Consider the following 14,622-nt stretch of genomic DNA (forward strand, 5'->3'; position numbering starts at 1 on the left):
GTCAAGGACGCTGTTCCCGGCGGCAACGTCAAGAAGGGCGAGGTCGTCAAGGCCGTCGTCGTGCGCACCGTCAAGGAGCGTCGTCGCCCGGACGGTTCGTACATCAAGTTCGACGAGAACGCGGCCGTGCTGATCAAGGCGGACAACGACCCGCGTGGCACTCGTATCTTCGGCCCGGTCGGCCGCGAGCTGCGCGAGAAGAAGTTCATGAAGATCGTTTCGCTGGCTCCGGAGGTGCTCTGACATGAAGGTGCACAAGGGCGACACGGTGCTCGTCATCTCGGGTAAGGACAAGGGCGCAAAGGGCAAGGTCATCCAGGCCTACCCGAAGGAGAACCGGGTCCTGGTCGAGGGCGTGAACCGGATCAAGAAGCACGTTGCCAACTCCACCAACCAGCGTGGTGCCTCCTCGGGCGGCATCGTGACCCAGGAAGCTCCGATCCACGTGTCCAACGTGATGGTCGTCGACTCCGACGGCAAGCCGACCCGCGTCGGCTACCGGACGGACGAGGAGAGCGGCAAGCGGGTCCGGATCTCCCGTAAGAACGGGAAGGACATCTGACATGACCACCTCTGAGAAGACTCAGCCGCGTCTGAAGGCGCGCTACCGTGCCGAGATCAAGGACGCGCTGAACAGCGAGTTCAACTACGCCAACGTGATGCAGATCCCGGGCGTGGTCAAGGTCGTCGTGAACATGGGTGTCGGTGACGCCGCGCGCGACGCCAAGCTCATCAACGGCGCGGTCCGGGACCTGGAACTGATCACCGGTCAGAAGCCCGAGATCCGCAAGGCCACCAAGTCGATCGCGCAGTTCAAGCTGCGTGAGGGCATGCCGATCGGCGCGAAGGTCACCCTGCGCGGCGACCGCATGTGGGAGTTCCTGGACCGCCTGGTCTCCATCGCGCTGCCCCGTATCCGCGACTTCCGCGGTCTGTCGCCGAAGCAGTTCGACGGCAACGGCAACTACACGTTCGGCCTCAGCGAGCAGTCGATGTTCCACGAGATCGACGTGGACTCCATCGACCGCCCGCGCGGTATGGACATCACCGTGGTGACCACGGCGACCAACAACGAAGAAGGCCGTGCCCTGCTCAAGCACCTCGGCTTCCCGTTCAAGGAGAACTGAGCACATGGCTAAGAAAGCACTGGTCAACAAGGCCAACAGCAAGCCGAAGTTCGCCGTTCGCGCCTACACCCGCTGCCAGCGCTGCGGCCGCCCGCACGCGGTGTACCGCAAGTTCGGCCTCTGCCGCGTGTGCCTGCGCGAAATGGCGCACCGCGGTGAGCTCCCGGGCGTGCACAAGAGCTCCTGGTGAGCTCGCGCTCCCTGTGAGCGCACCCGCACGAAACTGAACAAGGGCACGGCCTCCACCGGAGGCCGTGCCCTTGCGCGTTTCCAGTGCCCGCATATTCGTTCCTGGCTGGTGGGCGCCTGCGATCCTTATCGGCGCGGAAACGCCCAGACCCAATTGATGCTGTCGATGAGGTGATGGGACCCCTCCTCGTCGAATTGCAGCAACCGTGTTCCGCCGAAGAATTCGAGACCGTTCGGTTCAGGCGGGCGAATCGGATTCAGTAGCGATGCGTCAGCGGGCGAGGCTTCGACCCATCCGTCCCGATAGTCGGTGCGCTGAACGTCTGGCACTGGGAGAAAGCTATGGAAATAGTCTTCCGATAGAAAGATCGTCACTTCGGAGCTGAACAGGAACGGCGTGGTCACGAGGCAGGCGACACGGCTGTTTTCCGGGCGTCGTGCCGAGTGCTCTACCGCCTCGGCGGCCTCGAAAAGCGCGACAAGACACGCCTTGCGGATCGCATTCGTCGCATACGGCGGCTCGACCAGTTTTTCGGCAGCTGGCAGCTTGAAGTTCCAGTAGCGTTCGTCGACCAGGCTCGACGAGTCGGGAATCTGCTCAACGATTCGCTCCGGCCATCGAGCGAGTTGGCGCAGATGACGCCTCGGATTGCGAAGCTTCTTCGTCGGCTGCAGATCGAGGCGGCGCATGAGCGCAACCTACGCCGACGAGCGGCCGGGGGCGGACTTGGCCCGCACCTGCTGGCCAACCGGTTTCGATGTTGTCGATTCGCTTGCCGCGGTTCAGAATTCGAGTTCGGACCAGGGGATGTGGATGGGGAAGGGGAATTTCGTGGTGATCGCGTCGGAGTCCTTCGGCGTCCACGAGCCGGTCAGCAGGTAATTGGCAGAGTAGAGCGGGTGTACACCAGGGGGGAGCTTGCCATGTGTGGTTTCCAGCGCATAGGCGTGCACGACCGAGATCGCGCTCTTCTCACGCTCTAAAGTGACTTCCCAATACCAAGGGATGCCAGCTCGCGCGTAGCGAGACTTTTTGGCCTCCATGTCGGTCTGCGTGTTCGACGGCGACAGGACTTCACCGACGAGCAACGCGTCCTTTGCTCTGATGTCCTGGTAGGGCTTGTCCAGGCAGCGGTAGGCAAGAAAGTCGGGTGTCATGAAGTCCGACTTGCCTGATGCCCCGAAGAAAACATTGGTCTCGAAGTCGACGCGCCAACAGTGCTCCGGCTGTTCGGACATGCCTTTGTGGGCACAGCGCTTCAGCGCGCTGGTGAATGCGAACGTGAAAGCCTGGTGCTCCGCAGGCCCGCGCCGCAGCCAGACCACCCGACCCTCCCATAGCTCGATTTGCCCGGCGATCTCCTCGGGCAATTGCTCGAGCTCGTCCCACGTCATGTACTCGGGGAGATCGGGACGTTCGATCCGCGGACGCGACATAATGCCATGCTAGCTGGGCAGATCGACAATCCGCTGGCTGATCGGGGTACACGACACCCGGCTTGCTGTGCCAGCCCAGCCACCAACAGCGTTCCCGCGGAGCCCGCGTCAACGTCGCAGAGTTTGTGAGCTGTGCGGGATGCTCATTGGGTCTGCGAGGGCTCGAAAGTATGCGGCACGCTCACGCCGGAGTGTCCCTACTCGCCACCCCTGTCGTATGGCCACCAAATCGCCGCAACGATCACCAGCAACGGCAGACCGGCCGCAACCGCATAGCCGAGCACGGTCACCATGCACCCCCGACCATTGACCAGCGCGCGAATGATAAACGCGGGTGGAAGCTGACCTCGTATCCTGCATGGTCGCGATGCCGACTCAACTGTTCCGATCCACCGGAATCCCGGTGTGCATATGGTTCTTAGCCAGGGACAAGTCGACAGGGGAGCAGGGGGCGATTGATCGGCGAGGAGAGTTGCTGTTCATTGATGCGCGGCAACTCGGGTACATGTTGGATCGGGCCGAGCGGGCGTTGAGCGACGAGGACATTTCCCGGATTGCCGACACTTATCATGCGTGGAAGGGGACCGATTCGGCGGCGCGGAAACAGTTGACATATGAGGATGTGCCGGGATTCTGCAAGTCTGTCACGATCGATGACGTCAAGGCTGCGGGATACACGCTCACGCCGGGACGATTCGTTGGCAGTGCAGGAACTGTCGACGATATCGAACTAATTGACGAAAAAATTGCTAGGCTTAGGCGAGATTTGTTGTCCTCATTCGATGAATCCGCGCAATTGGAAGAGTTAGTGCGCACGTTGATGGGGAGGCTGGATGTCTAGCACTGTACGACTGGGTGACTTAGTGTCTATTCAGCGGGGTACAACCTACAAGAGTGCGTTGCTGGGATACCCGGGTCCAATTCTGCTTGGATTGGGTTCGATCAGCCGTCATGGCGGGTTTAAGAAGAATGGACTGAAAACCTATGGCGGAGACTCGCCCGAAATTCTTCTTGTGCAGCCAGGTGAGTTATATGCTTCATTGAAGGATGTAACGCAAACTGCGGATATTCTTGGTTCGGTAGCTATGCTTCCTGTTGACTCACCCGCTGGTCGTCTGACGCAAGACACGGTCCGGCTCGATCTAGTTGATGGGCGGGTGTCCACTACGTACCTTTATTGGATTCTACGTACGCCCGAATATCGCGAGTACTGCAGGAATCATGCTACCGGTACCACTACGATGGGTTTGTCCCGGGAGGACTTCTTCGCATTCAAGGTCCCGCTACCGAATATTGAAAGGCTGGCCCTGGTAGAGGTGTTGGGGGCGCTTGAGGACAAGATTGCAGCCAACAATCAGATAATTGTAAAGTCCGACGAGTTGGCGCATGCCGTTTGGTTGCGAGAATCGGCGATGGGCGATCGAGTTCCACTATCTTCGATGGCGCGATTTGTAAACGGTAAGGCGTTCACCAAGGATGCGAGTGGTACTGGCAGGGTTGTGATCAGGATTGCGGAGCTTAATTCTGGCATAGGCGCGTCGACGGTGTACAACGATATCGAAGTTCACGATGATCATGTTGCTCGGCAAGGCGACCTGCTCTTCGCTTGGTCGGGGTCATTGACGGTTGCGAGGTGGTATCGGTCGGAAGCTATCATTAATCAGCATATTTTCAAGGTTATTCCTGCTGAGGGGAGCCATCTGTGGATGATAAACCAGGCGATTCTTTCCATGCTCGCCCAGTTCAAGGCCATCGCTGCTGATAAGGCAACGACGATGGGGCACATTCAACGCAAACACTTGGATGAGCTCGTTGCGATACCGTCGACCGAGTCCATTAAGGGCCTGAATGATCTAATGACCGGGCTTTGGTCGCGTGCCCTTGCCGCCGAGTGTGAGAACTTGCAGCTTACTAGAACCCGTGATGAACTCCTCCCCCATCTCATGGCCGGAAAACTCCGCGTCAGAGATGCCGAGCAGATAGTAGAAAAGATCGCCTGATGATCGAGAACGCTGGTTTCAGTGAGGCCGAGTGGGAGGAGTTGGCGCTCGAGGAACTCGCTCAGAACGAGTGGGAACCCTTACGGGGCACGGAGATCGCTCCAGGCATGGCGGACGGCCGGGTTGCGTGGGACGACATCGTCCTCCCCGCCCGCATGCTGACTAGAATGCGGGCGTTGAACCCCAAGGTGCCGCCGGAGTTCCTGGAGCAGGCGCGGGCAGATATCCTCGCGTGGAAATCGCAGGACCCCCTCACTGAAAACCAGCGTTTGCACACGATCCTCACCGAGGGTTATCGCGGGCTCAGCTTTGTCGATCATCAAGGGGTCGAGCAGAATCCGACGATCCGGCTGGTCGGTCCTCGGGTGGAGGACAATGAACTCCTCGCCGTGAGCCAGGTGACCGTGCGGTCGCGGGAATCGACGCGCCGGTTCGATATCGTGCTCTATCTCAACGGAATGCCGGTCGGCATCATCGAATTGAAGAAGGCGGGTTCGGCGCAGGCCGATCTGGCGTCGGCGCACGCCCAACTCGGCACCTACCTGCGCGAGTTTCCAATGGCGTTCCGGTTCGCGGTTCTCACCGTGATCAGTGACGGCATTACCGCGCGTTATGGCACTCCGTTCACTCCGTTGAACCATTACGCACCGTGGAACGTCGATGAAGACGGCAAGCCGGTGCGGTTTGGGGAGGCGCGCGACGAGGACCACATCGGAGTGCAGCTCGAGTTCCTGATCTCCGGCGTCCTGCACTCGGAGCGGTTTCTGCAGATCCGCCAGAATTTCGTCGCCTTCGACTCCACCGGTGACGGCTTGGTGAAGCGAATCGCCAAGCCGCACCAGTACTTTGCCGTCACGAAGGCCGTCGGCTGTACGGTGACCGCTTCGGAGAGCAACGGAAAAGCTGGTGTCGTCTGGCATACCCAGGGTTCGGGCAAGTCCATGGAGATGGAGTTGTACGCGCATCTGGTGAGCAAGCAGCCACGCCTGAAGAATCCGACCCTCGTCGTCGTCACCGACCGCACGGAGCTGGATGGTCAGCTGTTCCAGACGTTCGACAAATCATTGCTTCTCGGCGAGAAGCCGAAACAGATCACCACCCGCGCCGAATTGCGCACGGCGCTGAGCGAGCGCACCACCGGCGGAATCTACTTCACCACCTTGCAGAAGTTCGGACTGTCCAAGATGGAGAAGCAAGCGGGCCTGGACCACCCGCTGCTCACCGACCGCCGCAACGTGATCGTTATCGTCGACGAGGCACACCGCAGTCACTACGACAACCTCGACGGCTACGCCAAGCACCTGCGCGACGCGCTGCCCAGCGCGACACTCATCGCCTTCACCGGCACCCCGATCTCGTTCGACGACCGCAACACTCGCGCGCAATTCGGCGACTACATCGACGTCTACGACCTCACGCGCGCCGTGGACGACGGCGCCACCGTCCGGGTGATATTCGAGCCGCGCTTGCCGGAAGTGCGTGTTGTAGAAGGCGTTTCCGACGCCGACATCGATAACGCTGCCGACGACGCCGTCGTCGGACTAGACGACGTCGAACGCGCCAAGATCGAAAGCTCGGTAGCGGTCATCAACGCGATCTACGGTGCGCCCGCCCGGTTGTACAAGGTGGCCGTCGACATCGTCGCCCACTGGAAGAACCGCCGCCAGGCGATGGTCGAATTCATCGGCGGCCCAGGCAAAGCCATGATCGTAGGCGGTACCCGCGAGATCTGCGCCGACCTCTACGGCTACATCACCGAAATCGAACCTGACTGGCATTCCGATGCGGTGAACGAGGGCGTGATCAAGGTCGTCTATACAGGGTCCGCGAAAGACCAAGGCGCTGTTGCCAAGCACGTTCGTCGCGAGAGCGAGAACAAAAAGATCCAAGCCAGGCTCAAAGACCCCGACGACGCGCTCCAGCTGGTGATCGTCCAGTCCATGATGCTCACCGGCTTCGACGCCCCGCCGCTGCACACCCTGTATCTGGATCGGCCGCTGAAGGGCGCACTGCTCATGCAGACCCTCGCCCGTGTGAACCGGACTTTCGAGGGCAAACAGGATGGTCTCGTGGTCGCCTACGCGCCGTTGGCTGACAACCTGGAGAAGGCGCTGGCGGAGTACACGGTCACCGACCGCGAGCATCGACCCTTCGGGCAGAACACCGAAGAGATCGCGGCGCTGACGATCCAACTGCTGGAATCACTCGATCTGCTGTGCAAGGGCTACCCGTGGCGGTCGAAACTCACCGGCGGCAAACGGGATTGGATCAGGGCCGTCACCGGGCTCACCGAGTATCTGCGCTCGCCCCGCACCCCGGGCAACCAGGTCGAGGACGAAGACGACAAACTCATCACCCGGTTCCGCAAGCTCGCCAACCAACTCGCCCGTTCCTGGGCCGTGAGCTCGGGTTCTACCCAGCTCTCCAATTACCAGCCCACAGCCAGGTTCTACGAAGAGGTCCGCATCTGGAACGCGAAGTGTGATGCCGAGACTCGCCGGGCCGAGGGCAGGCCGGTACCCGCCGAAATCCAGCGTCTTCTGGCCAACCTCGTCGCGGAATCTACCGGCTCGGGCAACATCATCGACATCTACGCCGCCGCGGGCATCCCGAAACCCTCCCTTACCGACCTGACTCCCGAATTCGAGGCGAGGGCACGCGAAGCAGAGAACCCGCACCTGGCGATCGAGGCGTTGCGCGCGGTACTCACCGAGGAGGTGCGGCGCAGCACCCGGCACAACCTGGTCCGGCAGCGCGCCTTCTCCGAACGTATCCGCGAACTTATGAACCGCTACACCAACCAGCAGCTCACCTCCGCCGAGGTCATCGCCGAACTGATCGCACTGGCCCGCGAGGCCGCGTCCGAACGTGACCGCGGCCAACGGTTTACCCCCGCTCTGTCCGAGGACGAACTCGCTTTCTACGACGCCGTGAGCGACAACGAGTCCGCGGTCCTCGAAATGGGCGACGACGTGCTCGGCAACATCGCCCGGCAACTCGTCGACATCATGCGCCGCGACGTGAAGACCGACTGGACCGTTCGCGACGACGTCCGCGCCAAACTCCGCTCCTCCGTCAAACGCTTGCTGATCAAGCACCGGTACCCGCCGGACAAGCAGCCCGAGGCGATCAGATTGGTCATCGATCAGATGGAAGCGTTGGCTCCGCACTATGCGCAGGTCCGCGAAGAACAGATGTAATGATCTGTGATGCGGTCGGTTTGGCGCAGATGAATCGAAGGGGGAGAGCGATGTACGCAAGACTGCTGCGGGTCCTGGAGTCCGTTCAGGAGCAGTACCTTCACGATCCGGATCTCGCGGATGATGCCGCCCGCCACGCTTTCACATGGCGGCTGGTGGAGGAGGCGGAACGGATCGCGGGTGAAATTTGGGACAAGCGGGACAACCGCACAGTCGGCGAAATGGGCGTCAACGTGGTGCGGGCCGCTCTGGCCGCGTACGCCGAGGCCGAGGACCGAGTGATCAAGAGCGAGATCATCGGGCGAATACCGGCCCGCGCCGTTCATGAACGGTACAATGCCTGGGCTTACCTGGAAGCCGAGTTCACTCCGCGTACTGATTTCGAGAGCGTGGATGCCGGTGCCGCGACCGCCGAATTCTGGAGGCGGCGAGCCGCAGAGTCACATGTGGATATCGACCGTGCTGGTGACTGCCCGGCTTATTCCGGTGTTGATCCGATCGAGGACCTCGCTCTTGAGCCCATCGTGAACTGGACTGACGCTGACAAGAAGTGGGCGTTGGAAAAGGCTGTCGAACAGGCAGGCTTGGAGCCGGGCGAATGGATCGAACTCGATTGGCCGCCAAGCGGATTCCTGATGTCGGCAGGGTACATGTACCAGACTGAATTTGAGTCGTGCGAGGCGCACGCGGACGCGTACGACGAGTCTGGCGACGAATCGGCCTCCGAGGATTGCCAGCACTGCCGCCCGGTCGAGATGGTTGTGGAGGAGATGGCACAGTGGAGCCTCACCACGACTATGTGGCTGCGCGACATCACCTTCGATAACAATGGTGACGAACGGATCCCGCAAGGGGCTGCGGTGAATGACTTCGAGGTAGCGGTAATCGAACAGGACCCGCGCGACATCATGATCGGCCCGCCGGGTGCGGGACGGTATTGGTAAGTCCAGCCATCACTTGGTGAGCTTGTGCCCTCCTCGAGCGCACCCGCGTAAGCGAACAAGGGCATGGCTCCGCTGGGCTGTGCCCTTGCACGTCTCAGTTGCATCGGGTGCAACCCGGACCCCGTGTCCCAGTCTGGCACCGCCGTGTACCCAGTACCGTTGTAGTCGAAGGGCTTTCGATTCTCGGCCGAAGGGAAGGGCCGACGCCCCACCGGATCTGGCCGGGCATCCCGCCGACAGGCATCCCGTCCCTGCAGCGCTGCTTCGCACCGGGTACGGTCACACCAGGCTCGATAGTGCGAAGGGGGACTGTGGTGCTGAAGGTCGATGCGGTGACGTTGACCGATTGTGGTCGGGCCCTGGCGTTCCTTGGTGATGACGTCAAAGACACGAAAAGGGTGCCGCATTTGTATGCGGCTGATTGTGTGAAGGCTATGCGGGATTCACCGATGGCTGCGGCGCTCGCCGATGCCGATGAGGCGAGTAGTCAAGTGAAGAATGTGGTGCAGAACCGTTACTACTGGATCGCGCACCTGCTTTATGTGACGGCGAAGAACTTTCACGACAGCGATGCGGAGTTGGGTTTCTACCTGGCTGGGATGGGCGATCTGATCAAGGACGGTAAGTAGCTCGTGTGGAGGCCGCGGTTGGACGACCTCATCAGCTATTCCGGTGCCGGAGGGCAGTCGCTGGATGTTTCGGCGCTGCAGGCTTTGGCGACGCGGGCCGAGGGAATCGAGCAGGGGCTCAACGAAACCGCCGATACCTTGCGCCGTCAGATCGATGACTTGGACTGGTCGGGCGCGGCGCGTCAGGGCGCGACCACTCGTGCGGACCACGAGTATCAGGATGTGCGGAAGGTGGCAGACGCGTACGGGCGGCTCGGTGAGCTGTCCACCAAGGCGTACAACGACATGTCCTACGCGGTCTCGTTCTTGACGGCGACCGCGCTGCAGTTGATGGCCGACGGCTTCACGGTGGACCAGGATTGGACGGTTCATGCGCCGGAGGGTGGCGACAAAGAGCGCGCAACAAACGACACCACCAGCCTGAAGGCCCAAGCCGATCAGATCGGTACCGCAATGGAGAAGTGGGCGCCGCAGATCAAGGCGGTGATCGGGGAGTTGCGCCAGTTCGCGCCGACGTCTGCGGGGAACTTCACCGTTGATCCGACCGAGATCACGGATCTGAAGAGTCGTGGGCCGGGAGCGGGGCCGCCGTCGTTGCATGAGCAGCTGCTGGCGAAATACAACGTGACGCCCGATCCGAACGGGACGGTTATGTTTCCGGCCGACCCGGACAGTGCGATCGGGAAGTTGCTCAGCTCGATGGGGATCGATCCGAAGGAGATGACCGCCGGTGAGGCGGACATGCTTTCGCGGCTGAATCTGCATGGGGTCGCTGCGGCATATGCCATCGAGGAATTGGCTTCCGACGGGGGCAAGGAGGTATTCAAGGGAGAGCTTCGCGACGGCGGCGTCGGTGATGGGCATGCCGATGCCTTCCGGCACGCCTATTGGAACGCGATGCTGACCAAGGAGTTCGGGGAGGATTGGACCAAGGCGTTCACGACCGCGCACGAGCGCATCGATGATCCAGCGAAAACTCATGCCAGCGCGGAGGCGATGGACCTGTACAACAACGAGGTCGGCCGCCGAATCGCCATGCAGAATCCACACGCTTCGAATACGGAGCTGTACGCGCTAGTTAAGAAGGCCGTGCTCGACGGCCAGACGGTGGTGGTCGGGCCGGGTCCGGACAACAAACTGATGTACAGCAATCAAGTCCCGCTCGGGTATACGGGGCAGACCGATAAGGAGCCGCCTGCGCAGGGCGGTCACGATCCCGAGGGCAGTCCCGGAAAGCCGAAGAACGGAACGTATTGGTGAAATTAGGCGGCAAGGTGCTGTGGGGATTGGTTCTGGTGGCCCTTCCCGTCTTGGTTGTGGCCGGGTTGCTGGTGTTCGGTATCGGCAAGCCGTGGCAGGCGCGGCTCGAACAGGACCGGGAGCTGTCCACTCGGTTGAACGAGTTGTGGCACAGTGGTGGAACCGCGTCGCTGGGTGAGCTCGCCGGTGGTGACTGGGATCGGGTGCACATCTATCAGCAGGAAGTGCTAGGCCGGGATCAGGTGGAGCGCGAGGTGGGTGCGCCGGTGCCGATGGAGGACACCTTCGACCGCCGAGGCGCGAGCGTATTGGTGTTCATGAAAGGCGTTGAGCTGCAACGAGCGGTGTGGGTGGACGTCCCGCTGCTTTCGGGTGTGTATACGGCAGCGGTAACGCTCACTGCCCCCGGCTATCCGAAGTATCTCGAGTTCAACGAGCCCGAACCGACCGGCCCGCATCTGGTGGCGGACACCGAATTGGAGGCGAAATTGCGCGAACTCGTGCGGACCCGGGGCACTTCGCTGTTGCGAGATCTAACCGGCGGCGACTGGGATCGCGTGTACATCCTGACCGCGAATACCCGTGCGCGCGTAGAGGAGTTCGTCGGCGCCCCAGTCGAAATGGAACCGGTGTTCACCCATCAGGGCAGCATCCTGGTATTCCGCGATGGCGATGCGGTCCAGCGTGCCAGCTTCATCCCTGGCTTCCTGCCACAGGGCATCTACAGTTCCGCAGTGCGCGTCGACGCCACCGCAGGAATGCCCAAGAATCCGACTTTGTCGGACCCCACACCACCCAAGTAGCCGTTCGGTACTGCGATTTGGACTCTACGGTCGCGCCCACGCACTTCGCTCCTGCGGCAAACGCCTGCCGGACAAGCAGTCCGACGCAATCCGGTTGGGCATCGACCAGATGGAAGCCCTGGCGCTGCCACACAACCAGCGTCAACCTCGCAGAGTTTGTGAGCTCTGCGGGATGCTCATTGGCTCTGCGAGGGCTTCGAAAGTATGCGGCACGCTCACGCCGGAGTCAGTGGGATTGGGGCATGGCGGTGGGGATTTCCCGGCGCGAGTGCAGGTCCAGTTTGGCGAGGATATTTGACACGTGGGATTGAATTGTCCTGCGGGACAAGAACATTTGGGCGGCGATGTCGGTGTTGGAGAGGCCTTCGGCGACTTGGGTGGCGACCTTGCGTTCGGTGTCGGTGAGGGCGGCCCAGCCGGATTTGGGGCGGTTGCGGGGGCCGCGGACGCCGCGGCGGATTCCGTATGGTCGCACTCGGGCTACCGCGCGGGCGCAATCCCAGGATGCGCCGAGGCCGGAATACAGTTCGACCGCGGCGTCCAGGGCGTTGCGGGACTCGGGGACGCGTCCTGCTGCGGCGAGGAGTACGGCGGCGTTTTCGTGCGCTTGGGCTTCGAATAATGGGCGGCCCGATTGCCGGAAAGCGCTTGCTGCCGTGCGGAGTACGTCAGGATCGGAGTCGGCGAGACCACGGCACAGCAGGGCCGTTCCGGTTCGTGATGCCGTCGGTTGTCGGCTCGAAAGCAGATCCGCGCTGGCCACCACGGCCCGGGCTGCGTGCGCCTCGCCGGTTTCCGCCGCCAAGCGCGCGATGTCCGGATAGATGTAATGCAGTGTGGCAGAGGCTAATCCGTCGGCAAGGCGATTGTGTGTGTCGACGAGTAGTTCCAGTGCCAGGTCGGGGCGGCCACGGGCTTCGTGTGTGAGTGCCTTGACCCATGGATGCAAATGCGCGTAGCCGATATTGCCGGGGCGATCGTCCGGCGCGGGCAGGCCGTCGGGGTCCGGCAGAAAGGTGCCGCGGCGAATTCCGATGAGCGCGGCGACGGTGTGCGCGACTGTTGCGTACCCGAGTACATCGGGCGTTTGCATACTCGCCGTGCACTCGGCCAGCGCGTCGTCCCAGCGCCCGCCCACCAGATACATCCGCGCCTTGGCCACCAGGTTCGAGGACAAGTAGACGCCACGGAAGCGGCGGTTGCGCCCGATGGCCGTCTGCAAAACCTCCTCGGCGTCGCTCAGCCGATCGAGTTCGATCAGGCAATGGGCGTAGAGGGCGTACGGATCGAATTGGTCGGGTCCGGTTCCGTCATCGAAGAGGGCCGGGATGCGCGCGCTCAGGTCCAGCGCTTCGTCGAGATGGCCCTGGGTGTAGCGCACCGCGCCCACCGCCGTGAGCCCGTACCCGGTGGCCAGCCGGTTCCCGGTGCTCTCGCCGAGTGTCACGGCCTGCCGACCGGCCCGCTCGGCCGCGGCGAACCGCTCGAGGAAGAAATTGCCGAGTCCGGACATGCCGAGAAAACGGGCGGCGTCCTCGGCGTCGAGTTCCCTAGTGGACAGCACCTCCTCGGCCAGCGCGACGGCATCGGTCAATCGGGCCTGGGCCTGAAAGATCTGGGCGAGCAGCCAGTGAAACTCGATGTCCGGCTGTGTGAGCAGTGCCTCACGCGCCACCGATTCGGCCTCGGTGGCGTTCCCATCCCAGAGCAGGGCATGAATTCTCAGTCGGATCAGTACCGAACGCATTCCAGCGTCGAGATCCGGCGCGGCGGCGACGCGGCTCAACAATCGTTTCGCCAGTTCGGGCGCGCGAACGATCAGCTTGTCGGCGACACTGATCAGCCAATCGAGACTGGTCCTATCCAGTTCGCGATCCGCGACCCACATGTAATAGGCAACCCGCTCAATCGGTGCTTCGGTCGACTGGAGCGCCTGTCCGGCCTGCTGGAGCAGGTCCGACCGCAGTGAGGCAGGCAGTCGATCGGCCAGCGCACGCCGGATCAGGTCGTGCCGAAACACCAACTCGGAGTCGACGCGGATGAGCAGCCCGCCGTCCAGCGCCTCGGTGACGGCGCTCCAGGCATCCAGAATTGGGATCTTCAACACCACCGCCAGGTCCGCGACATCAATGGTCGGACCGAGGGCCGCGGCCATCGGCAGCACATCCCGCGTCGGACGGGAAAGGAAGTCCAGCCGCTGCGTAATCGCCTCGGCCAACGACGCGGACGGGTTCGCGACAGCGGCGCCTGCCGGATCGGCAGTGTCGGCGATCACCCTGATCGCCCCGTCGCGCACCAAAGCGGCCACCAATTCCGTGACATGCAGTGGATTCCCACCGGCCTCGGCCACCTTTTCCAACAACCGAGGCCCCGGTTCGGCACCGACCAGATGACGCACCAGTTCCGCGGCATCCGTGTCGGGCAGCGCGCCGAGCCGCAGCATCGGGGCCTGCCGTGCGACCAGTTCGGCCGACAGTGCGGCGAAGTCCGGATCGTGCGGAAGTGGCCGGGCCGCGAGCACCAGCAGCAGCGGCAGCTCATCGACGAGGGTGCAGAGCCGGTGCAACAGCGCCGAGCTCGAACGATCCGCCCAGTGCGCATCGTCCATGACCAGGGCAATCGGGCCCGCCGCGCACCAGCTGTCGATCTGGTCCAGAATCGCCTCGGCGATCGCGAGTTCATGGGTCGCCGCCACATCGCCCACGCGATCTCCGCTGCGTAACGCGTCGATCGGAGATGTCGTGCCCGTGTCGTTCAGCCAGGAGCACACTCCGGCGAACGGCACACCCTGCCGCAACTCCTCGGCCGCACCGACACGGATGTGCAGGCCCGCTGCCGCCAATGGATTTCGCGCCGCTTCCAACAGCGCCGATTTGCCGATCCCCGGCTCGCCCTCGATCAGAACAACGCACCCGTGACCGGCGACCACACGCCGTCCGAGTGCCGTCAGAGTTGCTACTTCGGCTTCGCGACCCACGAACGCGGTCGCGAGACAATCCTGCACGCGGGTGAGTGTAAGGGGCCGGACCCGGA

13 protein-coding genes and 1 pseudogene are annotated in these 14,622 nt (G+C 62.4%); 11 read left to right on the forward strand and 3 right to left on the reverse strand.

The window, feature by feature from the left end; all coding sequences use genetic code 11:
- From rplN to NP3_RS39890, 4 genes are all read left to right on the forward strand, one after another.
- A partial coding sequence (rplN, locus tag NP3_RS39875; protein ID WP_063046889.1) for a 50S ribosomal protein L14 occupies nucleotides 1-243 on the forward strand: 243 nt, incomplete at its 5' end.
- A 1-nt stretch (nucleotide 244) separates the two neighbouring features.
- Nucleotides 245-562: a 50S ribosomal protein L24 gene (rplX, locus tag NP3_RS39880; protein WP_062983172.1), complete on the forward strand. Its 318-nt coding sequence runs from the start codon at nucleotides 245-247 to the stop codon at nucleotides 560-562.
- A 1-nt stretch (nucleotide 563) separates the two neighbouring features.
- Nucleotides 564-1,127: a 50S ribosomal protein L5 gene (gene rplE / locus NP3_RS39885; RefSeq protein ID WP_062983164.1), complete on the forward strand. Its 564-nt coding sequence runs from the start codon at nucleotides 564-566 to the stop codon at nucleotides 1,125-1,127.
- A gap of 4 nt (nucleotides 1,128-1,131) precedes the next feature.
- Nucleotides 1,132-1,317 (forward strand): type Z 30S ribosomal protein S14, encoded by a 186-nt coding sequence (locus tag NP3_RS39890; RefSeq protein WP_062983162.1) that lies wholly within the window; start codon nucleotides 1,132-1,134, stop codon nucleotides 1,315-1,317.
- A gap of 125 nt (nucleotides 1,318-1,442) precedes the next feature.
- Here NP3_RS39890 and NP3_RS39895 read toward each other — a convergent pair whose 3' ends face one another.
- On the reverse strand, nucleotides 1,443-2,006 hold the full coding sequence (locus tag NP3_RS39895) for a DUF3916 domain-containing protein (protein WP_063046890.1): 564 nt from the start codon (nucleotides 2,004-2,006) through the stop codon (nucleotides 1,443-1,445).
- Between the two features lie 93 nt (nucleotides 2,007-2,099).
- Nucleotides 2,100-2,753 (reverse strand): Uma2 family endonuclease, encoded by a 654-nt coding sequence (locus tag NP3_RS39900; RefSeq protein WP_063046891.1) that lies wholly within the window; start codon nucleotides 2,751-2,753, stop codon nucleotides 2,100-2,102.
- Between the two features lie 334 nt (nucleotides 2,754-3,087).
- On the opposite strand from NP3_RS39900, the pseudogene NP3_RS39905 reads away from it, so the two are divergent.
- The 7 genes and pseudogenes from NP3_RS39905 to NP3_RS39935 all read left to right on the forward strand — a co-directional run.
- Nucleotides 3,088-3,594 (forward strand): annotated as a pseudogene (locus NP3_RS39905) (N-6 DNA methylase); the annotation flags it as partial.
- On the forward strand, nucleotides 3,587-4,753 hold the full coding sequence (locus tag NP3_RS39910) for a restriction endonuclease subunit S domain-containing protein (RefSeq protein WP_157124866.1): 1,167 nt from the start codon (nucleotides 3,587-3,589) through the stop codon (nucleotides 4,751-4,753). The pseudogene NP3_RS39905 and the gene NP3_RS39910, both read left to right, overlap by 8 nt.
- A complete protein-coding gene (locus NP3_RS39915; protein ID WP_063046894.1) occupies nucleotides 4,753-7,953 on the forward strand; it encodes a type I restriction endonuclease subunit R in 3,201 nt (1,066 codons plus the stop codon). The genes NP3_RS39910 and NP3_RS39915 overlap by 1 nt, the downstream gene beginning before the upstream one ends.
- A 50-nt stretch (nucleotides 7,954-8,003) precedes the next feature.
- Entirely contained in the window at nucleotides 8,004-8,897 is an 894-nt protein-coding gene (locus NP3_RS39920) for a hypothetical protein (RefSeq protein WP_063046895.1), read from the forward strand.
- Between the two features lie 314 nt (nucleotides 8,898-9,211).
- Complete coding sequence (locus tag NP3_RS39925; protein WP_063046896.1) at nucleotides 9,212-9,526, forward strand: hypothetical protein; 315 nt, start codon at nucleotides 9,212-9,214, stop codon at nucleotides 9,524-9,526.
- Between the two features lie 18 nt (nucleotides 9,527-9,544).
- A complete protein-coding gene (locus NP3_RS39930) occupies nucleotides 9,545-10,786 on the forward strand; it encodes a WXG100 family type VII secretion target (RefSeq protein ID WP_063046897.1) in 1,242 nt (413 codons plus the stop codon).
- Nucleotides 10,783-11,589, forward strand: coding sequence for a hypothetical protein (locus tag NP3_RS39935; RefSeq protein WP_063046898.1), 807 nt, complete (start codon nucleotides 10,783-10,785; stop codon nucleotides 11,587-11,589). The genes NP3_RS39930 and NP3_RS39935 overlap by 4 nt, the downstream gene beginning before the upstream one ends.
- Nucleotides 11,590-11,815: 226 nt before the next feature.
- Here NP3_RS39935 and NP3_RS39940 read toward each other — a convergent pair.
- Nucleotides 11,816-14,622 (reverse strand): ATP-binding protein (locus tag NP3_RS39940; RefSeq protein ID WP_218025027.1); only part of this gene is annotated, 2,807 nt, incomplete at its 5' end.

Origin of the sequence: Nocardia pseudovaccinii NBRC 100343, from assembly GCF_001613225.1 — a bacterium.
In the GTDB taxonomy this organism is placed as follows: domain Bacteria; phylum Actinomycetota; class Actinomycetes; order Mycobacteriales; family Mycobacteriaceae; genus Nocardia; species Nocardia pseudovaccinii.